Annotated in this window: 23 protein-coding genes; 14 read left to right on the forward strand and 9 right to left on the reverse strand. The window is 66.1% G+C overall.

What is annotated here, in order from left to right:
- Window positions 1-109 precede the first annotated feature (109 nt).
- Both lpxC and ACTIEY_RS13590 read left to right on the forward strand, forming a co-directional pair.
- Window positions 110-1,033, forward strand: a complete 924-nt coding sequence (lpxC, locus tag ACTIEY_RS13585; RefSeq protein WP_439519667.1) for a UDP-3-O-acyl-N-acetylglucosamine deacetylase — start codon at window positions 110-112, stop codon at window positions 1,031-1,033.
- Between the two features lie 16 nt (window positions 1,034-1,049).
- Complete coding sequence (locus ACTIEY_RS13590; RefSeq protein WP_439519668.1) at window positions 1,050-1,226, forward strand: hypothetical protein; 177 nt, start codon at window positions 1,050-1,052, stop codon at window positions 1,224-1,226.
- Here ACTIEY_RS13590 and ACTIEY_RS13595 read toward each other — a convergent pair.
- From ACTIEY_RS13595 to ACTIEY_RS13630, 8 genes are all read right to left on the reverse strand, one after another.
- Window positions 1,223-2,482: an MFS transporter gene (locus ACTIEY_RS13595; protein ID WP_439519669.1), complete on the reverse strand. Its 1,260-nt coding sequence runs from the start codon at window positions 2,480-2,482 to the stop codon at window positions 1,223-1,225. The genes ACTIEY_RS13590 and ACTIEY_RS13595 overlap by 4 nt on opposite strands.
- A 63-nt stretch (window positions 2,483-2,545) precedes the next feature.
- Entirely contained in the window at window positions 2,546-3,094 is a 549-nt protein-coding gene (gene ruvC / locus ACTIEY_RS13600) for a crossover junction endodeoxyribonuclease RuvC (RefSeq protein ID WP_439519670.1), read from the reverse strand.
- Entirely contained in the window at window positions 3,091-4,083 is a 993-nt protein-coding gene (locus ACTIEY_RS13605; RefSeq protein WP_439519671.1) for a phosphatidate cytidylyltransferase, read from the reverse strand. Before ACTIEY_RS13605 ends, ruvC begins: the two co-directional genes overlap by 4 nt.
- Window positions 4,083-4,700, reverse strand: a complete 618-nt coding sequence (locus ACTIEY_RS13610; protein WP_439519672.1) for a lysophospholipid acyltransferase family protein — start codon at window positions 4,698-4,700, stop codon at window positions 4,083-4,085. Before ACTIEY_RS13610 ends, ACTIEY_RS13605 begins: the two co-directional genes overlap by 1 nt.
- Window positions 4,697-5,443, reverse strand: coding sequence for a monofunctional biosynthetic peptidoglycan transglycosylase (gene mtgA / locus ACTIEY_RS13615; RefSeq protein WP_439519673.1), 747 nt, complete (start codon window positions 5,441-5,443; stop codon window positions 4,697-4,699). Before mtgA ends, ACTIEY_RS13610 begins: the two co-directional genes overlap by 4 nt.
- A gap of 12 nt (window positions 5,444-5,455) precedes the next feature.
- Window positions 5,456-6,322, reverse strand: a complete 867-nt coding sequence (locus ACTIEY_RS13620) for an energy transducer TonB (RefSeq protein ID WP_439519674.1) — start codon at window positions 6,320-6,322, stop codon at window positions 5,456-5,458.
- Between the two features lie 34 nt (window positions 6,323-6,356).
- Window positions 6,357-8,429 (reverse strand): ribonuclease catalytic domain-containing protein, encoded by a 2,073-nt coding sequence (locus ACTIEY_RS13625; protein ID WP_439519675.1) that lies wholly within the window; start codon window positions 8,427-8,429, stop codon window positions 6,357-6,359.
- Window positions 8,430-8,471: 42 nt separating this feature from the next.
- The gene (locus tag ACTIEY_RS13630) at window positions 8,472-9,092 is read right to left on the reverse strand and encodes a YqiA/YcfP family alpha/beta fold hydrolase (RefSeq protein ID WP_439519676.1); all 621 of its coding nucleotides are present in this window, start codon (window positions 9,090-9,092) and stop codon (window positions 8,472-8,474) included.
- A 23-nt stretch (window positions 9,093-9,115) separates the two neighbouring features.
- Between ACTIEY_RS13630 and rodA the strand changes: the two genes are divergently transcribed.
- From rodA to ACTIEY_RS13655, 5 genes are all read left to right on the forward strand, one after another.
- Complete coding sequence (gene rodA / locus ACTIEY_RS13635) at window positions 9,116-10,270, forward strand: rod shape-determining protein RodA (RefSeq protein ID WP_439519677.1); 1,155 nt, start codon at window positions 9,116-9,118, stop codon at window positions 10,268-10,270.
- A complete protein-coding gene (locus ACTIEY_RS13640; RefSeq protein ID WP_439519678.1) occupies window positions 10,267-11,163 on the forward strand; it encodes an NAD(P)-dependent oxidoreductase in 897 nt (298 codons plus the stop codon). Before rodA ends, ACTIEY_RS13640 begins: the two co-directional genes overlap by 4 nt.
- A 37-nt stretch (window positions 11,164-11,200) precedes the next feature.
- Complete coding sequence (gene tldD, locus ACTIEY_RS13645; RefSeq protein ID WP_439519679.1) at window positions 11,201-12,661, forward strand: metalloprotease TldD; 1,461 nt, start codon at window positions 11,201-11,203, stop codon at window positions 12,659-12,661.
- Window positions 12,662-12,870: 209 nt separating this feature from the next.
- Window positions 12,871-14,004, forward strand: coding sequence for a 3-deoxy-7-phosphoheptulonate synthase (locus ACTIEY_RS13650; protein WP_439519680.1), 1,134 nt, complete (start codon window positions 12,871-12,873; stop codon window positions 14,002-14,004).
- A gap of 70 nt (window positions 14,005-14,074) precedes the next feature.
- Complete coding sequence (locus ACTIEY_RS13655) at window positions 14,075-14,395, forward strand: hypothetical protein (protein ID WP_439519681.1); 321 nt, start codon at window positions 14,075-14,077, stop codon at window positions 14,393-14,395.
- On the opposite strand, the gene mpl is transcribed toward ACTIEY_RS13655, so the two are convergent.
- Window positions 14,389-15,777 carry a UDP-N-acetylmuramate:L-alanyl-gamma-D-glutamyl-meso-diaminopimelate ligase gene (gene mpl, locus ACTIEY_RS13660; protein WP_439519682.1) on the reverse strand — a complete coding sequence of 463 codons (1,389 nt, stop codon included), beginning with the start codon at window positions 15,775-15,777 and terminating at the stop codon, window positions 14,389-14,391. The genes ACTIEY_RS13655 and mpl overlap by 7 nt on opposite strands.
- A gap of 88 nt (window positions 15,778-15,865) precedes the next feature.
- On the opposite strand from mpl, the gene ACTIEY_RS13665 reads away from it, so the two are divergent.
- From ACTIEY_RS13665 to ACTIEY_RS13695, 7 genes are all read left to right on the forward strand, one after another.
- Window positions 15,866-16,492: a hypothetical protein gene (locus ACTIEY_RS13665; protein ID WP_439519683.1), complete on the forward strand. Its 627-nt coding sequence runs from the start codon at window positions 15,866-15,868 to the stop codon at window positions 16,490-16,492.
- On the forward strand, window positions 16,489-17,016 hold the full coding sequence (locus ACTIEY_RS13670; protein ID WP_439519684.1) for a TlpA disulfide reductase family protein: 528 nt from the start codon (window positions 16,489-16,491) through the stop codon (window positions 17,014-17,016). Before ACTIEY_RS13665 ends, ACTIEY_RS13670 begins: the two co-directional genes overlap by 4 nt.
- Before the next feature lie 207 nt (window positions 17,017-17,223).
- Window positions 17,224-17,685, forward strand: coding sequence for an acetyl-CoA carboxylase biotin carboxyl carrier protein (gene accB, locus ACTIEY_RS13675; RefSeq protein ID WP_439519685.1), 462 nt, complete (start codon window positions 17,224-17,226; stop codon window positions 17,683-17,685).
- A gap of 16 nt (window positions 17,686-17,701) precedes the next feature.
- Window positions 17,702-19,051: an acetyl-CoA carboxylase biotin carboxylase subunit gene (gene accC / locus ACTIEY_RS13680; RefSeq protein WP_439519686.1), complete on the forward strand. Its 1,350-nt coding sequence runs from the start codon at window positions 17,702-17,704 to the stop codon at window positions 19,049-19,051.
- Window positions 19,052-19,085: 34 nt separating this feature from the next.
- Window positions 19,086-19,970, forward strand: coding sequence for a 50S ribosomal protein L11 methyltransferase (gene prmA / locus ACTIEY_RS13685; protein WP_439520295.1), 885 nt, complete (start codon window positions 19,086-19,088; stop codon window positions 19,968-19,970).
- Window positions 19,971-20,005: 35 nt separating this feature from the next.
- Window positions 20,006-21,088 carry a DUF3426 domain-containing protein gene (locus ACTIEY_RS13690; protein WP_439519687.1) on the forward strand — a complete coding sequence of 361 codons (1,083 nt, stop codon included), beginning with the start codon at window positions 20,006-20,008 and terminating at the stop codon, window positions 21,086-21,088.
- Window positions 21,089-21,103: 15 nt separating this feature from the next.
- Window positions 21,104-21,985, forward strand: coding sequence for a carbohydrate kinase family protein (locus ACTIEY_RS13695; protein ID WP_439519688.1), 882 nt, complete (start codon window positions 21,104-21,106; stop codon window positions 21,983-21,985).
- Window positions 21,986-22,042: the final 57 nt, after the last annotated feature.

The following is a 22,042-nucleotide window of genomic DNA, read 5'->3' on the forward strand; positions in this document are numbered from 1 at the left end:
TAGGCGTCGACCGTCGCAGCCGGAGAGAAGCCCCAAACAATGCCTTTCTCAATCGCGGCCATCACCTTTCCCAAAAGCACCCAGGCAGCGTAAAACCTAAAATCGTCGAATGCTCGCGCAACGCACCCTCAAATCCCTGACCAAGGCCGTCGGCGTCGGCCTGCACAGCGGCCAGCGCGTGGAGCTCACCCTGCGCCCAGCCGCGCCCGACACCGGCATCGTGTTTCGACGCGTGGACCTTTCGGTGCCGGTGGAGATTCCCGTCAACGCAGAGGCGGTGTCCGACACACGCCTGGCCTCCACCATCTCCAACGGCGGCGTCAAGGTGCACACCATCGAGCACCTCATGAGCGCGTGCGCCGGCCTGGGGCTGGACAATCTCTATGTCGACATCACCGCCGAAGAGGTCCCCATCCTCGACGGCTCATCGGCCTCCTTCGTCTACCTGCTCCAGAGCGCCGGCATCGTCATGCAGAAGGCGCCCAAGCGCTTCATCCGGGTGACCCGGCCGGTGGAAGTGCGCGAAGGTGAAGGGCGCGCGCTCAAGTGGGCGCGGCTCGACCCCTTCCATGGTTACAAGCTGGCTTTCGAAATCGAGTTCGATCACCCCGCCGTCACTTCCACCGGCCAGCGCGTTGAATTCGACTTCGGCAGTGGCCAATACGCGCGCGAGATCGCCCGTGCCCGCACCTTCGGCTTCACGCGCGACGTGGAAATGATGCGGTCCAACGGCCTGGCCATGGGCGGCGGGCTGGACAACGCCATCGTGATGGACGACGTAAAGGTGCTCAATGCCGATGGCCTTCGCTACCGCGACGAGTTCGTCAAGCACAAGATCCTCGATGCCATGGGCGACCTCTACATCATCGGCAAGCCGCTGCTGGCCGCCTACAGCGCGTTTCGCAGTGGCCACGCCATGAACAACCAGTTGCTGCGTGCGCTGCTGGCGCGACCCGACGCGTACGAAGTGGTGAGTTTCGAGCAGGACCGCGAAGCCCCGAGCGGTTTCGCCCAGCTGGCACCCGCCTGGTAAGCCGGCACCACCGCGCATGCTGCTGTTTCGCTGGACTGTCCTGCTGCTGCTGCTTGCCGCGGGCGTGTGCTTCGCCTTCTACATCGGCACGGGTCAGATGCGCTTCCGCAACTGGGGGATCGTCATCCTCAAGTGGACCGTGCTGGCCGCCCTGGGCTTTTTTGCCGTGCTGATCCTCGAGCGCCTGATCTAGGTGCTGACGCGCCGGGCGGCCGGTTTGATCCGCACCGGCAGGCTCATCGATACCACCGCAGCGGCCACCAGCAGGGCACTTGCCGACCCGAACGACACCCAGTGCGTGCCGAACGAGTCGAACGCCCAGCCGCCCATGAGCGAGCTGATGGTGGCGCCCACCTGGTGACCGAGGTAGGTCCAGCCGTACAAGACGCCGACCAGGCGCACGCCGTACGCATCGGCCAGGATGGCCGAGGACAGCGCGATGCTGCCGGCCCAGGCCAGGCCGCCGATGGCCGCTGTGGTGTAAAGCTCCCAGTGCAGCGTGACGGCGGTCATGGCGAAGAAGCCGATGCCACGCACCAGATAAATCGCAGCCAGCAGCGTGCGGCGTGGCATCACATCTGAAAGCCGGCCCAACACCAGCGTACTGAAGATCGCGACCAGTCCGATGGTCCCGATGCCCAGCGAACTGGTCACGGCATCGAAGCCGTGGTCCATCAGCATGGGCATGCCGTGCGTGCCCATCAGGTTCATGCTGAAGCCGCAGGTGAACAGGCCAAACGCGATCTGCCAGAAAGTGGCCGTGCGAAGCGCATCACGCACTCGTGTGAACGGTGGCGGCGCGGTGGCGGCGTTCGCGGTTGCAACGGCGATGTCTTGTGGCCGCTGGTCGGCATGCGTCGGCGCATCGTCGCGCACCACGAACAGCACGGTGGGCAGGGCCAGCAATGCGAATGCCGCCGCGAAGCCAAGCAGGGTGTATTGCCAGCCAAACGCCGCAATCGCCCACGAAAACACGGGCGTGAGGATGGCAATGCCGGCCATGGAACCGGTCGAGAGGAAGAACAGCGCGGTGCCCCTGCGCCGCACGAACCATCGGCTGAGCACCGGCGTCAACGCCACCGGGCTGGTGAACGCCAGGCCGATCGACGAGCACACCCCAAAGGCCAGGAAGAAGCTCACCGGATCGCGCGCGAGCACGGTCCAGATGGTGGAGGCGATGATGATGGCCGTGCCGGTCAGCAGCACGAAGCGCGTGCCGCGAATCGCCACCAGGTACCCCGCCAGCGGCATGCCGATTCCGTAGCAGAGCATGCCGGCGGCCACGATGCCCGAGAGGAGGCTGCGGCTGAAGCCCAGGTCTTCGGCCATGGGCAGGAAAAACGGTCCGATGCTCATGCGCATGCCCACCGTGAGCAGCGTCAGCACGGTGGCGGCAGCCACGATGTTCCAGCCGAAATACCAGGATTCCCTGGGTTGCTGTGGATTCACGTTCACGTCTCCTGGTGTCGGGGAAATATACCCGAGGGAGATGGAATGGTCATACCAAAAGTGTCAGTAGCTCCGTCCACCCTTGTAAGCGCCGTGCGTGCGCGCCTGCAAGGTCGATACCTTGTTGATCGCCATGGTCGTTCGGCTGACCTGCGCGTGCGTGATGGCCAAGCCCAGCGCGTCGGCGGCGTCCTTGCCGGGCAGACCGGGCAACTGCAGCAGGCGCTTCACCATTTCCTGCACCTGCGGCTTGGCCGCCTTGCCATAACCGACCACGGCCTTCTTGAGCTGCAGGGCGGTGTACTCGGCCACCGGCATGCCGTTGGCCACCAGCGCGGTCAGGCAGGCGCCGCGCGCCTGGCCCAGCAGCAAGGTGGCCTGGGGGTTGACGTTGACGAACACGATCTCGCAGGCCGACACCTCGGGCTGGTAGCGTTGAACCACCTCGGAGATGCCGTCGAACAGCACCTTGAGGCGGGCGGGCAGCAGCGCGCCGTCTTTCGGGCTGGTCTGGATGGTGCCGCTGGCCACATAGCTCAGGTGCCCGCCTTCGGTGTCGATCACGCCGAAACCGGTGCATTGCAGGCCCGGGTCGATGCCGAGGATCCTCATAGGTTGAACGTCCAGCGCACCGAGTGGAAGAACACTGGCGCGGCGAAGCACAGAGCATCCACACGGTCCAGCAGCCCGCTGGCCCCGGTGACGGATCGACCCCCGAGGCCCCAGTGCGTCACGCCACGGTCGCGTTTGATGGCCTTCATCACCAGGTGGCCCAGGCTGCCCGCCACGCAGGCAACCAGTGCCATGGCCAGCGCGGGCAAGGGTTTGAATGGGGTGAAGCCCGACAGGGCCGCGCCCAGCAGGCCACCGGCAGCAAGGCCCAGAGCCCAGCTTCGCCAGTGAAAGCTGTTGCTGATGGCTGGGGCTGCAGGTTTGCGCAGCCCGCGTGCCGCCAGGTGCTGCACCAGCATGCAGGTCTGCACCACGAGGACGAGGAAGAACACGAGGAAAGCGGTCTTGCCGGCAAATCCAGGGAAATTCAGCAGCAGCAGCGCGGGCACATGGCTCATGCCGTAGACGCAGACCATGATGCCCCACTGCAGCTTGGCGTTGCGTTCCAGAAAACGCTGTGGGTCGTTGCCGAGGGCGCTCACCACCGGGATCAGCAGAAACACATAGACCGGAATGAACACGGTGAACAGGTTGAAGCGTTCGGTCCAGACCAGCGCGTACTGCAGCGGCAGCACGATGAAGAAGGCCAGCACCAGACTGCGGTGGTCGCCGCGCCGCGTGGGCGAGAGGCTGATGAATTCGCGCAGCACGAAGAACGACACCAGCCCGAACAGCACGATCGCGAACCCTTCGCCCATCGCCCAGCCCACCCAGAACACCAGCACCATCATCCAGGAACTGCGCAACAGGGCCTGGTTGTCCTGCATGAACAAGGCGCGCAGGCCTGTGGCGTCGTCGTCAGCGGCGCGGCGTTCGCGCAGCGACAGCAACACGCCCACGCCGCTGGCGATCAACAGAAGGCCGAACAGCACCACGAAGACGAGGCTGACCTGCTGGTCGGGGGTGAGGTTGCGCAGGAAGGAGCCCATCAGACCTCCCGGAGGGCAATGACGGCGTCGCGCGCGCGCTTGAGGAAATCGGCACGCGGCTCTTCGGCGCCCAGGGCCATCGGTTCACCGAAAGTGACCGAGCACAGCACCGGCACGGGCACCACCTCGCCCTTGGGCATGACGCGCTGCACGTTGTGGATCCACGCCGGCACCAGCACCACGCCGGGAAAACGCTGCGCCAGGTTGTACAGGCCGGACTTGAACGGCTGAGGATCTTCCTCGTGGCCCCGCGTGCCTTCTGGAAAAAGGATCAACGAATCGCCACTGTCCAGGGCCTGGATGAGCGGTGCCAACGGGTCCTCGTCGCCCTTGCGCTCGCGCTCCACATAGACCGCATTGAACACCTCGGTGGTGATCCAGCGCTTGAAGCCGGAAGCGGTCCAGTAGTCCTTGGCGGCGATCGGGCGCGTGATGCTGCGCAACTCCTGCGGCAGCGCAGCCCAGATGAGCACCAGATCGGCGTGGCTCTGGTGGTTGGCGAAATAGATGCGCTGCTCGGCCTTGGGTGGGCAGCCATGCCAGCGTGCCTGCGCGCCCGTGAGCAGGCGGACCAGGCCCAGCAAGAACACGCTCATGAGGGTGGCGGGGATTTTCATGGCGGCGTGACCGCGCCCATGCGCGCGACGATGGTGCCCGTGCGCCGCGCGAGATACGCCGAACCCTGGCGTGTCTCGAAGAACTTGGGCGAGGGCAGCATCACGGCCAGGCGCGCTGCCTCGTGCGGCGTGAGGCGACTCGCAGGCTTGTTGAAGTAACGCTGCGCGGCCGCTTCGGCGCCGAACACGCCTTCGCCCCACTCGACGCTGTTGAGGTAGATCTCCAGGATGCGGCGCTTGTCCAGCAGCGCTTCGAGCAGCAGCGCCAGCACCAGCTCCTGCCCCTTGCGCAGCAGCTGCCTTTCGCCCGAAAGCAGCAGGTTCTTGGCCAGTTGCTGCGTGATGGTGGAGCCGCCCACGATCTTCGGCTCGCGCGCGGGTTTCTCGGGCTGGCGTTCGGCCCGTTTCTCGGCCTGTTGCTGGCGTCGCTCGTTCTTCTGCCAGGCGCCCTCGATCGCCGCCCAGTCCACGCCACCGTGCGCGGTGAAGCCGGCGTCTTCCGAGGCGATCACCGCACGCTTGAGGTGCGGGCTGATCTGCGCATCGTCCACCCACTGGTGGGACCACGTCCAGGCTTTGTCGCTCCCCCGGCTGGCGCCGGCCGTGCGCCAGGCTTCGGAGCGCATGAAGGTGGTGCTGGCCGGGTCCAGGACCACCATCAGCGCGATGCGACCCACGAAGAACAGTTGCAGTGCAACGCCTGCGAGCAGGATCCAGAGCAACCAGCGTCCGAACGATCTCATGCGGTGCAGCGCCTACTGGCCGGAGAGCTGGGTCTGCAGCGTCTCATCTCGCGTGAAGCGGAAACGCGACACGACGACGATCTGGTCGGCCTGGCGGCGCATGGCGTCGTTGAAGCGGCCAAACGCGAGGCTGCGCACGATGGCCTGTGCGCGGCGGTCCAGCAGGGGCGTGCCCGACGTCTGCACGACTTCGGTGTCGAGCACCGCACCGCTGTGGTTGACCGTGATGATCATGGTGAGCTCGCCATACAGCTTGCGTCCACCCGCTTCGGGGAAGTTGGACGTGCCGCGGTCCTCGATCTTGCGGCGCAGCTCGTCGTAGTAGACGGCGTAGACCTCCTCGCGCGTGGCCGGGCTGATGTAGCGCTTCTTGGGCCGGGCGTTCTCTTCATTGATGCGCTTCTCGATCTCGGCGAGGATCTTCACCAGCGCCTTGCGCTTCTGCTCGCGCTCCACCGACTCGCGGCTGGGCGTGACCGATTCCAGGTCGGGCGGGGGCATGGTGGCGAGCTCGCGGCGAACCTGCGCGAGCAACTGGCTCTGCTGCTCGCGCAACGCTTCGATCATGCGCTCGTCTTCCTCGGGCGTGTCTCCGATGCGCGCCACCGTGGCGGGTGGCAACGGCGACGTGGCGCGCCCGCGCTCTGCATCGCCGCCACCCGCGAGCGAGGCCTGCGCAATGGCGGTGGCCTTCTCGGGCTTCTCGTCGCTGCGGGCATTGACCAGGATCACTTCCAGCGGCGTGTCCTGGAACACACGGTTGAAGCCCTCGGGGTTCACGAAGTGAACCGTGAGCAAGGCGGCGTGCACCAACACCGAAACGGCCAGCGCGAGTTGCAGCGTGCTCAGTTGCTTCAGGAACTTGGCGGGAGACTTCACGGGCGCATTATCTGTGTTGAAACCGGCCGGGTGGTCAGTGCGTCGCCGGGTCGGGCGTTTGGGGCGGCTGGGCGGCTTCCTCGGTCTCGTTCATGTCAATGGCCAGGGCCAGCGGCGCGGCCAGCTCCTCCTCCTCTCCATCCTCGCCCGCACCGTTCTCCTCGGCCATGTCGTCCACGGGCAGGTCCAGCCGTTCGATGACCGTGCCATGCACGTCCAGCGTGATGTCGTCGATCTCGCCCAGGCGCACCCGCACATGCGCACCCCGCGGGAGGCCGTCAGCGCCCATCACCGGCAGCACCAGCGGCAGCGTGTCGGCGCGAACGAGGTTGTCCTTGATCAGCGTCGCGGTGATGTCGGTGGTGCCGTGCTGGCGCAGGTGCTGCAGGGTCCAGTAGCGTTCCATGCCGTTCTGGAAACCGTTGTAGGCGGTGTAGGCGGCGTCGAACGCGCTGATCACGGAGAACAGGTTGGCGTCTTTCGGCTTGAACGGGGCCACCAGCGCGGCGGTGCGGCCGTGGCGGGCACAGGCAATGATCTGCCACTGGTTGACGAGATCGACGTAGCGACGCAGCGGCGAAGTGCTCCACGCATAGCTCTTGACGCCGATGCCGGCGTGTGGCTGCGCCTTGGTGCCCATGCGCACCTTCACGCCCGGCGCCAAGCTGGCCTGGCTGCGGTAGATGCCGGGCACGCCGCACTCGGCCAGCCAGTTGCCCCAGGTGCTGTTGGCCAGGATCATGGCCTCGGCCACCATGAGGTCGAGGGGCGAACCGCGCTGGCGTGTGCCGATCACAACCCGTTCGTTGCCTGCGGGCTCGTTGCCCTGCACGCCTTCCAGGCGGAAGGTGTAGTCGGGCCGGTTGAAATTCTCGGGCTTGCCGCGCACCACTTCGCGCTGCGCCTTCAGGTGGCGCGCCAGGCGGTGCAGGAAAGCCAGCTCGGGCTGCAGGGCGGCGATCTCGGGCGAGGCCTGGCTGGCCGGCAGTTCCCCGCTGAGCCAGGCCTCGGTGATCACGGTGTCGAGCTGGTCGTGCCGCAGGTTGAGTGCGATGGGCACGCGCTCGAGCACGGTGCGGCTCTCGCGCTGCTCCAGCGTGGTCTCGTCAAAGCTCACGTACAGCGAGACGGCCGGGCAATCGCGCCCGGCCATGAGTGTGTAGGCCTGCACCACCTCGTCCGGCAGCATGGTGATCTTGTGGCCCGGCATGTAGACGGTGGACAAACGGTGGCGCGCGACCTGATCCAGGGCGCCCTCCGGCTGGATCGCCAGGCCCGGTGCCGCGATGTGGATGCCCAGCGTGATGCTGCCGCTCCCCAGGCCCTGCACCGAGAGCGCGTCGTCGATTTCCGTGGTCTGCGAATCGTCGATGGAGAACGCCTGCACCGATGCCAGCGGCAGCTCGTCGGTGATGGCGGGCGCCTGGAGCGCGGGAAACCCGGTGCCCTTGGGAAACTGATCGAACAGGAAACGCTGCCAGTGGAACTGGTAGGCGCTGGAGATGGCGCCCGCTTTTTGCAGCAGGACCAGCGGCGCGGTGTGGCTCAGGTGCGCAGCCTCCACCACGGCCTTGTACTCCGGTGCGTTCTTGTCCGGCCGGAACAGGATGCGGTAGAGCTGTTCCCGCACGGGCTCCGGGCAATGGCCGGCGGCGAGCTCGGCTGCCCAGGTGTCGATCTGCGCCTGCACCTGTTTCTTCTTCTCGATGGCGGCCAGTGCCTGGGCCAGCACTTCGGGCGGTGCCTTCTTGTAGCGGCCCTTGCCCGCACGGCGGAAATAGTGGGGTGCGCCTTGCAGGCACAGCAGGGCAGCCACCTGTTCGGGCGTGCTGGCGCTGGCGCTGAAGTACTCGTGGGCAAGGTCGGCAAAACCGAATTCGTCCTCCGGCGCGAACTCGTAGGCCAGTTCCAGTTCCATCGACTCGGCGAGGGTCGTGGCCGCGGGCATGAGCTGGGCGGGTGCGGGTTTGTCGAAGCGCAGCAGGGCGTTGGCGGCCTTGACCTTGACGCGCTTGCCGGATTCAAGCTCGACCTGGAGCGAATTCTCCGCTTCGGACAGCAGGCGGCCGGTCATCAACTTGCCGGCTTCATCAAACAGAATGTGCATGGGGCGGATTGTCCCATGCGGGTGGGTGCGGGCCCGTCAGTACTACGCGGTGGGAAAGAGGAATTCGAGGACGGCGCCGATGTGGTCGTCGAAATCGCTGATGGCGTGGTCGCTGCCAGGCAACAGGCGGATCGCACCGCCAGCGCAGAAGGCCTGCATCTCGCGCCAGTCCAGCACCTCGTCACCCTGGGCCACGATGGCTATTAGTCGCTCAGGCGTCGTCGCGTGCCCGGGGGCCAGCCGCGCGATGTCCGCCTGGAGCTGGAGCAGCTCGTCGACATAGCCCGGCTGAAAGAAGAAGCGCTCTTCGGGGTCGTGCCAAGACGTCTGCTCGCCAATGTACTTCGACAGGTCCCGGGCCGGAAACGCAGCTGGGTTGAGCAGCACCGCCCGGCAGCCGGTCTGCAGCGCGACCCACCGGGCGTAGAAGCCCCCCAGCGAAGACCCCACCACCGCCATGCTGTCGCGCGGCCAGTCTGAGATGCCCTGCATCACCTCATCCATGGCCTGGGCCGGAGAAGGCGGCAACTGAGGGCACCACCACCGCACGTCCGGATGGTCGGAGCGAACGCGGTGCGACATCTTCTGCGCCTTCATCGAGCTGGGAGACGAACGGAAGCCATGCAGGTACAGCAGGTGGGTGGTGGCGGCGACGGGATGCATGGAGCGAAGGATAATCGGCGCTCATGGCCGTCGTCTTTGACAAACCCTCCCCGCTTCAGCGAATCGCCCCGGTGTTCCAGGGTTTCGACCTGCCCTTGCTGCTCGCGATCCTCATCATGGCCGGCGCGGGCCTGCTCACCATGTACTCGGTGGGCTTCGACCACGGCACCCGCTTCGCCAACCATGGTCGCAACATGATGCTGGCCGCCGGCGTGCTGTTCATCGTCTCGCAGATTCCGCCGCACCGCCTGATGGCACTGGCGGTGCCCATCTACCTGCTCGGGGTCATGCTCTTGCTGGGGGTGGAACTGTTCGGCATTGCGCGCAAGGGCGCGCAACGCTGGCTCGATGTGGGCATCGTCATCCAGCCCAGTGAATTGCTCAAGATCGCCATGCCGCTGATGCTGGCCTGGTGGTTCCATCGGCGCGAGGGCCAGCTCAAGCCACTGGACTTCGTGGTCGCCGGCATCCTGCTGCTGTTTCCCTTTGCACTCATCATGAGACAACCCGACCTGGGCACCTCGCTGCTGGTGTTGTCCTCAGGGCTGTTCGTCATCTTCTTCGCGGGCCTGACCTGGAAACTCATCCTGCCGCCCGTGGTGCTGGGTGCCGTGGGCATTCTGGTCCTGATCTTCATGGAGCCCCAGTTGTGCGCCCCCGATGTCGACTGGCGCGTGCTGCACGAATACCAGCGCCAGCGCGTGTGCACGCTGCTCGACCCCTCCAAGGACCCGCTGGGCAAGGGGTTTCACATCATCCAGGGCATGATCGCCATCGGCTCCGGCGGGGTGTGGGGCAAGGGCTTCATGCAGGGAACGCAGACGCACCTGGAGTTCATTCCCGAACGCACCACCGATTTCATCTATGCCGCGTTCTCCGAGGAATTCGGTCTCGTGGGGGTGCTGGCCCTGATGGCCGGATTCCTGTTCCTCATCGCACGAGGCCTGATCATTGCCGTGGAGGCGCCCACGCTGTTCTCCCGCCTGCTGGCCGGCGCCATCACGCTCAACATCTTCGTCTATGCCTTCGTCAACATGGGCATGGTCAGCGGCATCCTGCCGGTGGTGGGCGTGCCGCTGCCCTTCGTGAGTTATGGCGGCACCGCCATGGTGACCATGGGGGTGGGCCTGGGCATCCTCATGTCGATTGCGAAGTCGAGAAGGTTCATGCAGTCATGAGCCGCCCTGCCGTGGGCGTGATCGGCGCGGGCAACATGGGCGGCGCCATGGTCGAGCGCCTGTGCGAAGCCGGCTGGGACCTGAACGTGTGCGACGTCGATCCGTCGCGGCAGCGTCAGGCCATGGCCGCGGGGGCCACGCTTGCGGCCTCACCCGTGCAACTCGCCCGTTCGCTCGGAGCCGGCAGTGCCCTGATCATCGTGGTGGTGGATGCCGCCCAGGTGCGCGATGTCCTGTGGGGGGCGGGTGGTGCGGCGCAGGCCCTTCAGCCCGGCCAGACCGTGCTGCTTTGCCCCACCATCGCGCCGGAAGACGTGGAGGCCATAGCCGTCCAGCTCGCCGGCCAGGGCGTGCATTGCATCGACGCGCCGCTGTCGGGCGGCCCGGTGCGCGCCCGCGACGGGCGCATGAGCCTGATGGTGGCTGCCCCGGAGCCTGTGCTGGCGGGGCAGGCCACGTTGCTGGCCGCGCTGTCGGACCACGTGATGCGCATCAGCGAACGCGTGGGCGATGGCGCCCGGACCAAGCTGGTCAACAACCTGCTCGCCGGCATCAACCTGGTGGGCGCGGCCGAAGTGCTGGCCATGGCCGAGCGCATGGGCTTGAACCTGTCCACCACGCTGGACGTGATCGAGCGGTCCAGCGGCCAGAGCTGGATCGGCAGCGACCGCATGCGCCGGGCCGTGGCGGGAGATTTCGAACCCCGCGCCCATATGACCCTGCTCGAGAAGGACACCCGGCTGGCCGTGGCGGCGGGCCGCGCGGCAGGGTTCGACGGTCCGCTCGGTGCGCACGCATCGCAAGTGTTCGAACAAGCCCATGAAGCCGGCATGGCCCACCTGGACGACGGAGCGCTGTTGCAACTGCTGCGCCAGCGCGCACCAAGACCCTGATGCCCGCGCGCGGGGCCAGGGTTCTTACAATGGACCGATGATTGCTCGCGAACCCACCCTGGCCCGCCTGGCCACCGCCCAAAGTCTCCTGCTCGAACCGTTCGGCCTGAGTCCCTCTCACCTTCAGCGCGCGCTGGGCGAGATCATGTCGCACGGCGTGGACGATGCCGACCTGTATTTCCAGACCACGCGCAGCGAAGGCTGGAGCCTGGAAGAGGGCATCGTGAAGACCGGCAGCTTCAGCATCGACCAGGGTGTGGGCGTGCGGGCGGTCAGCGGCGAGAAGACGGCCTTTGCCTACTCCGACGACCTGTCCTGGGATTCGCTGCTGGATGCCGCCCACACCGTGCGATCCATTTCTGCGCAGGGCCAGGGTCGCAAGGCGCGTGTGCCTTCGGCGAAGGTCGCGAAGTCGCGCTCGCTCTACCCGGGCATCGACCCCATTGCCACGCTCGACAGCACCGCCAAGGTGGCCCTGCTGGAGAAGGTGGAACGCATGGCGAAAGCCAAGGATCCCCGCGTCAAGCAGGTCATGGCCGGCCTGGCCAGCGAATACGACGTGGTGCTGGTGGCGCGCGCCGACGGCACGCTGGCGGCCGATGTGCGCCCGCTGATCCGCCTGTCGGTCACCGTGATTGCCGAACAGTCGGGCCGGCGCGAATCGGGTTCGTCGGGCGGCGGTGGCCGCTACGGCCTGGCTTATTTCGACGACGACATGGTGCAGTCCTACGTGGACGAAGCCGTGTCCTATGCCCTGACCAACCTGGAGGCGCGCCCCGCACCGGCCGGTGAAATGGTGGTGGTGCTGGGCTCGGGCTGGCCGGGCATCCTGCTGCACGAAGCGGTGGGCCATGGCCTGGAAGGCGACTTCAACCGCAAGGGCTCCAGCGCGTTCGCCGGCCGCATCGGCCAGCGCGTCGCGTCCAAGGGCGTGACCGTGCTCGACGATGGCACCATCGCCGACCGACGGGGTTCGCTCAACGTGGACGATGAAGGCCACGCCTCGCAGCGCAACGTGCTCATTGAAGACGGCATCCTGCGCGGTTACATCCAGGACTCGATGAATGCGCGCCTGATGGGCGTGAAGCCCACAGGCAACGGCCGGCGCGAAAGCTACGCCCACGTGCCCATGCCGCGCATGACCAACACCTACATGCTCGGCGGCGACAAGGCGCCCGAGGAGATCGTGGCCAGCATCAAGAAGGGCCTGTACGCCACCAACTTCGGCGGCGGCCAGGTCGACATCACCTCCGGCAAGTTCGTCTTCTCCGCCAGCCAGGCGTATTGGGTGGAAAACGGACAGATCCAGTACCCGGTGAAAGGCGCCACGCTGGTGGGCAACGGACCCGACGCACTGACCCGCGTGTCCATGATCGGCAACGACATGAAGCTCGACAGCGGCGTGGGCACCTGTGGCAAGGAAGGCCAGAGCGTGCCGGTGGGCGTGGGCCAGCCGACCTTGCGCATCGATGGGCTGACGGTAGGCGGTACTGCCTGAGTGGCTTTCGATTTGCCTGTGCTACATTTCGATCCCATGTCTTCGCGCTTCGCCTTTTTTGCCTTTTACTTCTGGTTCTCTGTCCCCGGCGGACGAGAGGCGAGGCTGTAAGCGCATCACCGAATCTCGAAACAACCGCCGGAGCCCAAAGCCCGGCGGTTTTTTTTCGTCCCATCTCCCCAATCCAGACCACCTCCAGGAGCACCGTGATGAATGCGAAAACCGTCCCCGCCAGCACCGACGCCTGGCATGCCCGTCCTGTCGACAAGACCAGCCAGACCGACGACGAACGCATCAAGGACATCACCGTGCTGCCCCCGCCCGAACACCTCATTCGCTTCTTTCCCATTGGCGGCACGCCGGTGGAAGCCCTGATCAGCCAGACCCGTCGGCGCATTCATCGCATCCTGCACGGGCAGGATGACCGCCTTCTGGTGGTGATTGGTCCGTGTTCCATTCACGACCCGGCCGCTGCGCTGGACTACGCACGCCGCCTCAAGACCCTGCGCGACAAGTACGCGGATTCGCTGGAGATCGTGATGCGCGTGTATTTCGAGAAGCCGCGCACCACCGTGGGCTGGAAAGGCCTCATCAACGACCCCTACCTGGATGAGAGCTTCCGCATCGACGAAGGCCTGCGCATCGCACGGCAGTTGCTGATCGATATCAACCGCCTGGGCGTGCCGGCGGGCAGCGAGTTCCTGGACGTGATCTCACCCCAGTACATCGGCGACCTGATCGCCTGGGGAGCGATCGGCGCGCGCACCACCGAGAGCCAGGTGCACCGCGAGCTGGCCTCGGGGCTGTCGGCACCCATCGGCTTCAAGAACGGCACGGATGGCAACATCAAGATAGCCACCGACGCCATCCAGGCGGCGTCGCGCGGCCACCATTTCCTGTCCGTGCACAAGAACGGACAGGTGGCCATCGTGCAGACCAACGGCAACAAGGATTGCCACGTGATCCTTCGCGGGGGCAAGGCGCCCAACTACGACGCTGCCAGTGTCGCGGCTTCCGTGAAGGAGCTGGAGTCTGCGAAGCTGCCTCCGCGTCTGATGGTGGACTGCAGCCACGCCAACAGCAGCAAGCAGCACGAGAAACAGCTTGAGGTTGCGCGAGACATCGCGGGCCAGATCGGCGCAGGTTCGCGCAGCGTGTTCGGCGTGATGATCGAGAGCCACATCGAAGCGGGCGCCCAGAAGTTCACACCGGGGAAGGAGAAGGTGGCGGACCTGAAGTACGGCCAGAGCATCACCGACGCCTGCCTGGGCTGGGCCGACTCCTTGCAGGCACTGGAAGTGTTGTCAGGCGCGGTGCTGGCCGCCCGACGTTCGAAGGCTTGATCCCTCGGGGTTTCACGAGTGGGACGGTCCGGGTGCGCGGTCCACAATGGTGCTCCACCGGAGAAATGCCATGCGCAGCCAAGTCATCGTGAGCTGGGGTCAGCCATCCACCTACCACTTCGACCTCGAGGAAGTGCAGCCCATGCCGCACGACCTGGCGCGTCAGTGGCTTGACGATCAGTTCACCTTTCTCGGCTGCGATCCCATTCGGCCGACCGGCAAGGTGCTGACCGCCGACAAGATCCTGTGTGTGGCGCAGGCCGCGGGCGAGGTGCGGTTTCGCGAAACGGCCCACCGCCCCTGGGCCATGGCGTTTGCCCGCGCCGCCAGCGCGGCGCTGGCCAAGCCCGTCGTTTCCGTCGATGTACCGGGCCAGGCGTTGAGTTACTGAGCCTGCAGGGCCTTGAGCAGACGCTCGTGCACGCCCGAAAAGCCGCCATTGCTCATGCACACGATGTGATCGCCCGCCCGCGCGGCATCGCTCACGAGGCCCACCAGTTCCTCGATGTTGCGGCCCACCTGCGCGCGTGAGCCCATGGGGGCCAGGGCTTCGGTGGCGTCCCAGTCGAGTCCGCCCGAATGGCAGAAGGCCAGATCGGCCGCTTCCAGGGCCCAGGGCAGTTGCGACTTCATCGTGCCCAGCTTCATGGTGTTGCTGCGCGGCTCGAACACGGCCAGGATGCGCCCGGGCGCCGTACCCAGCCGGCGGTGCAGGCCGTCCAGGGTGGTGCGGATGGCCGTGGGGTGATGGGCAAAATCGTCGTAGACCGTGATCTCGCCGCCGGGACGCACCACGGTGCCACGCACCTCCATGCGGCGTCGGACGTTCTCGAACGAGCCGAGCGCCCGCGCAGCAGCGGCTGGTGCCACGCCCACATGCTCAGCCGCGGCGATGGCGGCCAGTGCGTTGAGCTGATTGTGTGTGCCTGTGAGTGCCCACTCCACGCGTCCCACCGATTGACCCTTGTGCAGCACGTCAAACGCGTGGGGCTCGCCGTGCGCGGTGAAGTCGCTCACGGCGGCCCCGAAACTGCGCACCTCACTCCACAAACCTTTGTGCAGCACGCGTTCCAGGCTGCCCTCGAAGCCGTTCACCACCACGCGGCCGCTGGCCGGTACGGTGCGCACGAGGTGGTGGAACTGCCGCTCGATCGCTGGCAGGTCGTCGAAGATGTCGGCGTGGTCGAACTCCAGGTTGTTCAGGATCGCGGTGCGCGGCCGGTAATGAACGAACTTGCTGCGCTTGTCGAAGAAGGCGGTGTCGTACTCGTCGGCTTCGATGGTGAAGGTGTTGCCGGCCCCGAGCCTGGCCGACACACCGAAGTTCATGGGCACGCCACCGATGAGGAAGCCAGGCTCCAGACCGGCAGATTCCAGGATCCAGGTGAGCATGGCGGTGGTGGTGGTCTTGCCATGGGTGCCTGCCACGGCCAGCACATGGCGCCCCTGCAGCACATGCTCGGCCAGCCACTGCGGTCCGCTGGTGTAGGGCGCACCGCTGTCCATGATGGCCTCCATCAAGGGGAACTTGGGTGTGCCGTCGGCCAAGCGCGCGCGGCTCACCACATTGCCCACCACGAAAAGGTCGGGTTTGAGCATGAGCTGGTCGGCGCCGAAGCCTTCGATGAGGTCGATGCCGAGAGCGCGCAACTGGTCGCTCATGGGGGGGTAGACACCGGCATCGCAGCCGGTGACGCGGTGCCCTGCTTCGCGTGCCAGGGCGGCCAGGCCACCCATGAAAGTGCCGCAAATGCCCAGAATGTGTATGTGCATGCGGCGATTCTAGGGGGCTGGCGCGCCCTTCTGCGGGTATGGCAGCGCGCTGGGCGCTGACCCGTTCAAGCGGGCACAATCGTTCCCCATGGACCTGCGCCGAGAAGACATCACTGCCGAGATTGCCGCCGTGGCCGCGCGCTTCGTGGTCGACGAAGGTCTGGAGTACGCCGCCGCCAAGCGCCGCGCGGTCAAGCAACTGGGCTTGCCCGCGCGCACGGCGCTACCGGACAACGCGGCGCTCGACGCCGCGGTGCGGGAAGACATCGCCGTGTTCTGCGCCGACACCCAGCCCGCAGAACTGCTTGCGCTGCGCGAAGTGGCGCTGGTGTGGATGGATCGGCTGCAGGCTTTCCGGCCCCATCTGGGGGGTGCGGTGTGGCATGGAACGGCCACCCGCCACAGCGACATTTACATCCAGCTCTTTTGCGACGATCCCAAAGCGCCCGAATGGGCGTTGATGGACCACCGCGTGGACTACCACCCGGGCGAAGTGTCCGGCTGGCGCGGTGAACCGGTGCAGGCCCTGAGCCTGCGCGATCGCAGCGATGCCTTGGGTCAATGGGTGCTGGTTCACCTGATGGTGCATGAGCACGACGATCTGCGCGGCGCCCTGAAGCCCGATGCGCAAGGCCGCAAGCCTCGTGGAGATGCGACTGCGTTGCGCCGCCTCATGGCCGCTGAAGGGGCATCCCAGGACGAGGCCGCCACATGACGCTGAGGCGGCGCACCCTCTGGATGGGCGGCGTGGCGCTGGCCGCTGCCAGCGCGGGCGCTTGGTGGTCGCAGCGCCGGTTGCAGCTGCAGAGCGTTCCCGACGCGGCTGAAGCGGCCTTCTGGCAGGGCGCGTTCGAGGGTCCCCATGGCGAGACGGTGCGCGTGGCCGATTTCCGGGGCAAGCCCCTGCTCGTGAATTTCTGGGCCACGTGGTGCCCGCCCTGCGTGGAAGAGTTGCCCCTGCTCAAGGCCTTTCAACAGGCGCAGTCCGCGCGCGGCTGGCAAGTGCTGGGCCTGGCGGTGGACCAGCCGAGCGCGGTGCGAGGTTTCCTCAACAAGTTGCCACTGAACTTCCCTGTGGGCATGGCCGGGTTCGGCGGCACGGAACTCAGCCGCACGCTGGGCAACGTGTCCGGCGCACTGCCGTTCAGCGTGGTGTTTGGCGCCTCGGGCGTGGTTCTCCACCGCAAGTTGGGCAAGTTGTCCGAGGCCGACCTGGGCCAGTGGGCGGAGTTGGTTTAGCCCCGGCTCACCTTTGGTCATCTCGCGCGAAACAGATGACAAGACAGGGGTAAATTCCGACTTCTCGCCAAAAGCCGCAGCAGTTGCGCCAACTCCCTATTCATTGCGCACTCGTGTACACTGCGGCACCCCGGCAGATTGACGGCGTTCATTTTCGTGAAGTTGAATGCTTTTAGATCAATTTGACCGAAATTCGTTGGAGAAATCATGGATTTGAGAAAACTGAAGACCTTGATCGACCTCGTCTCGGAATCAAACGTGTCCGAGTTGGAGATCACGGAAGCCGAAGGCAAGGTCCGCATCGTCAAGAGTGCACCGGTCTCCGCCGCCGCACCCATCACCTACAGCATGCCGCCGGCTCCCGTGGCGCCAGCCGTGCCGGTGGTGGATGTGACGCCTGCACCTGTGGCCACCGCCGCGCCGGTGGCACCCGCTGGCCACACCGTCAAGTCACCCATGGTGGGCACGTTCTACCGGGCATCGAGCCCGGGTGCCAAACCCTTCGTCGAAGTGGGCGACACCATCAAGGAAGGCGAGACCATCTGCATCGTGGAGGCGATGAAGATCCTCAACGAAATCGAAGCCGACAAGTCTGGCACCGTCACCCAGATCCTGGTGGAGAACGGCCAGGCGGTGGAATACGGCCAGCCCCTGTACGTGATCGAATAAAGAAGACCCCGATTCCATGTTCAAGAAAATCCTGATCGCCAACCGGGGGGAGATCGCGTTGCGCGTGCAGCGCGCCTGCCGGGAGATGGGCATCAAGGCGGTGATGGTGTATTCCGAGGCCGACCGCGACGCCAAGTACGTGCGCCTGGCCGACGAGGCGGTGTGCATCGGCCCGGCGGCCAGTGCGCAGAGCTACCTCAGCATGCCAGCCATCATCTCGGCCGCTGAAGTGACCGACGCCGAGGCCATCCACCCAGGCTACGGCTTCCTGTCAGAAAACGCCGACTTCGCCGAGCGGGTGGAAAAAAGCGGCTTCACCTTCATCGGTCCCACGCCCGATTCGATCCGCACCATGGGTGACAAGGTCTCGGCCAAGCAGGCCATGATCCGCGCGGGCGTGCCCTGCGTGCCCGGATCGGAGGGCGCACTGCCCGACGATCCGGTGGTGATCAAGCGCACCGCCAAGGCCGTGGGCTACCCCGTGATCATCAAGGCCGCCGGCGGCGGCGGCGGGCGCGGCATGCGCGTGGTGCACACCGAAGCGGCGCTGCTGCACGCGGTGCAGACCACCAAGGCGGAAGCGGGTGCGGCATTTGGCAACCCCGAGGTCTATATGGAGAAGTTTCTCCAGAACCCGCGCCACATCGAGATTCAGATCCTGGCCGACCAGCACCGCAACGCGGTGTATCTGGGCGAGCGCGACTGCTCCATGCAGCGGCGCCACCAGAAGGTGATTGAAGAAGCGCCTGCGCCCGGCATTCCGCGCCGCCTGATCGAGAAGATCGGCGAGCGTTGCGCGGCCGCGTGCAAGAAGATTGGCTACCGGGGCGCAGGCACCTTCGAGTTCCTGTTCGAGAACGGCGAGTTCTACTTCATCGAGATGAACACGCGCGTGCAGGTGGAGCATCCCGTGACCGAATGGATCACCGGCATCGACATCGTGCGCACGCAGATCGCGGTGGCCGCTGGCGAGAAGCTGCCCTTCACCCAGCGACAGATCCAGCTGCGCGGGCACGCCATCGAGTGCCGCATCAACGCCGAGGACGCCTACAAGTTCACGCCCTCGCCGGGTCGCATCACGACCTGGCATGCGCCGGGCGGCCCTGGGGTGCGGGTGGACTCGCACGCCTACGCCAACTACTTCGTGCCCCCCAACTACGACTCGATGATCGGCAAGATCATCGTGCACGGCGATACGCGCGAACAGGCGCTGGCGCGCATGCGCACGGCGCTGGCCGAGACGGTGATCGAAGGCATCAAGACCAACATCCCGCTGCACCGCGAGCTGATGGTGGACGCCAGCTTCGTGGCCGGTGGTACCAACATTCACTACCTGGAAGAGTGGCTGTCCCAACGTGAGCGCTGAAGCTTCCATGCTGACCCTGCCGCCGGCGGGGACCCTGTTCGAACTGGTGCTCCTCGTGCCGGAGGCGGCTGTGGACGACGTGGGTGATGCTTTCGTGGCGCTCGATGCGCTGAGCGTGTCGGTGGAAGACGCCGACGCCATGACGGACGCCGAATCGGCCTTGTTCGGTGAACCCGGCATGCCGCCTCCCAAGGGCGGGTGGCAGCGCTCGCGCGTGGTGGCCCTGTTTCCCACCGAAGCGGCGGCCAGGGAGGCGGCGGCCTTGCTCAAGCTGCAGGATTTCTTTGAAGGCTGCGTGGTGCAAGGCGTGCGAGCCGTGCTGGAGCAGGATTGGGTGCGGCTGACGCAGTCGCAGTTCGAACCGGTGGCCATCACGCCCGAGTTCTGGATCGTCCCCACCTGGCACGAACCGCCGGCTGAGGCGAAGCAGGTGATCCGGCTCGACCCCGGCCTGGCGTTTGGCACCGGCACGCATCCCACCACGCGCATGTGCCTGCGCTGGATCGCGGAGCATCCCCCGACCGACCAGCGCGTGCTCGACTACGGCTGCGGGTCCGGCATCCTGGCCATTGGCGCGGCGAAGTTCGGTGCGCGCGAGATCGTCGCGGTGGACATCGATCCTTCAGCGGTCGAGTCGACCCGGCTCAATGCCGAAGCCAACCAGGCCGCACTTGAGGCTGGCCTGCCCACGGTCGCCTCCGGCGAATACGACCTGGTGCTCGCCAACATCCTGGCCACGCCGTTGCGGGTGCTGGCGCCGCTGCTGTGCGCCCATGTGCGAGCGGGCGGACAGCTGGTGCTGGCGGGCATCCTCAGTCGCCAGCTCGATGAACTTCGCCAGGCCTATGCGCCCTGGGTGGCGCTGGACGTGAGCGACGAAGAGGACGGCTGGATCCTCATGACCGCACGCAAGGCTTGAGGTTTCGGGCGACGCCCGCCTGCAATAATCGGCGCATGAGTTTCACCACCCGTTGCCCCGCGTGCGGAACGATGTTCAGGGTCGTTGCCGACCAGCTGAAAATCTCCGAGGGCTGGGTGCGTTGTGGTCATTGCGCCGATGTGTTCGACGCAACCCTGTACCTGCAGCCCTGGACCGCACCGGGCGCGTCTGCCGCAGCCGATGGACAACAGCCACAGGTCGAGCCCGAACCCGAATACCGTCCCGATGACGAGCCCGAGACCGCCATCATGGAGGACTCGGAAATGTCGGGCGAATGGGGCGAGCTGGAAGGGTCGCGCAGGGTTCAGGAAGAGCCCGAAGCGTGGCCCTCTGCACCGGCGACTCCAGCGGTCGAGCTGGCGGCTTCGGAATATGAAGATTCCGACCCCTCGGATTTCCACACCGATCTGCAGAGGTTCGCTGCGGGGGTAGGTCGCGCCGAGGAACCCGACTTTGAAGAATCGTCGGGCGGTATCGCCGCCGAGGTCAGCGCCGCTGCCGATGCTGCGCGCGGTGTTCCGAGCACCAACTCGGGTGCACCGGAGCTGCAAGCCAGCGATCTCGAAGATCCGCAAGCCGTGCCTGGCTTTGTCCGTCAGGCGCGGAGGCGCGCGTTCTGGTCGTCGCGGGGCATGCGCGCCGTGCTGGTCGTCCTTGTCTTGCTGCTCGGCGCCGTGCTGCTGGGACAACTGGCCCTGCACGAACGCGACCGGTTGGCGGCGGCGCGCCCGGATCTCCAGCCCCTGTTGCAAAGCGCCTGCGAAGCGCTGGGCTGCCAGATCTCACCGGTGCGCCGGATCGATGCCATCGTCATCGACAGCACCGCGCTGGTTCGCCGACTGGGCGATTTCTACTCGTTCGACCTGGTGCTCAAGAACACCGCCTCCACACCCCTGGCCCTTCCCGCGCTCGAACTCAGTCTCACCGACACACGCGATCAAGTCATCGCGCGACGGGTTTTTCTGCCCGAGGAATGGCCCGATGCGCCCTCGCTGCTCCCTGCGCAGGGCTCCGTCAGCGTGAGCCTGCGGCTCGCATTGGCGCTCGGAGACGCCACGCCCATGGCGGGTTATCGCGCCCTCGTTTTTTATCCCTGACCACGGAAACTTCCCATGCCCATTCTTGTTTGCGGCTCACTCGCCTTCGACACCATCATGACGTTCGAGGGTCGCTTCGCCGAACAGATCCTGCCGAGCCAGTTGCACATCCTCAATGTGTCCTTCCTGGTGCCCGGGCTGCGCCGTGAGTACGGCGGATGCGCGGGCAACATCGCCTACGGGCTTCGCCAGCTGGGCGCGCAGGCCGTGCCCCTGGCCATGCTGGGCAACGATGGCCAGGAATACCTGGAGCGGATGAAGTCACTGGGTGTGGACACGCGACACGTCTCGACGACCGCCGAGAGCTACACCGCGCAGGCCATGATCATGACCGACCGCGACAACAACCAGATCACAGCGTTCCATCCGGGCGCGATGTCCATGGCTCACGACAACCCGGTGCCGTCGCGCGCGGATCTGGCCGTGGCCATCATCTCGCCAGACGGTCGCGAGGCCATGCTCACCCATTCACGCCAGTTGCACGCGGCGGGCGTGCCCTTTGTGTTCGATCCGGGGCAGGGCCTGCCGATGTTCAACGGCGAGGAATTGCGTCAGTTCATCGAACTCGCCACCTGGGTCACGCTCAACGACTACGAGGCGCAGATGCTGTGCGACCGCACCGGGCTCACACTCGACGACATCGCCGCGCAGGTGAAGGGGCTCATCGTCACGCTGGGCGCCGAAGGGTGCGACGTGTGGGACGGCGGCAGCAAGGTGCATGTACCGGGCGTGGTGGCTTCCGAGGTGGTGGACCCCACCGGCTGTGGCGATGCGTTTCGCGCGGCTCTCCTCCACGGACTTGAACAGGGCTGGCCGCTGCAACGCTGCGTTGAACTCGGCAACCGCATGGGCGCCGCGAAGATCGCCAGCCGGGGCGGTCAGAACTACACGGTCTGAACCAGCCAGAAACGAAAAAGCCCGGCGCTTTCGCGCCGGGCTGCAGGGTCATCTCAA

The sequence above is a fragment of the Hydrogenophaga sp. genome, from assembly GCF_051858985.1.
Lineage (GTDB): Bacteria > Pseudomonadota > Gammaproteobacteria > Burkholderiales > Burkholderiaceae_C > Hydrogenophaga.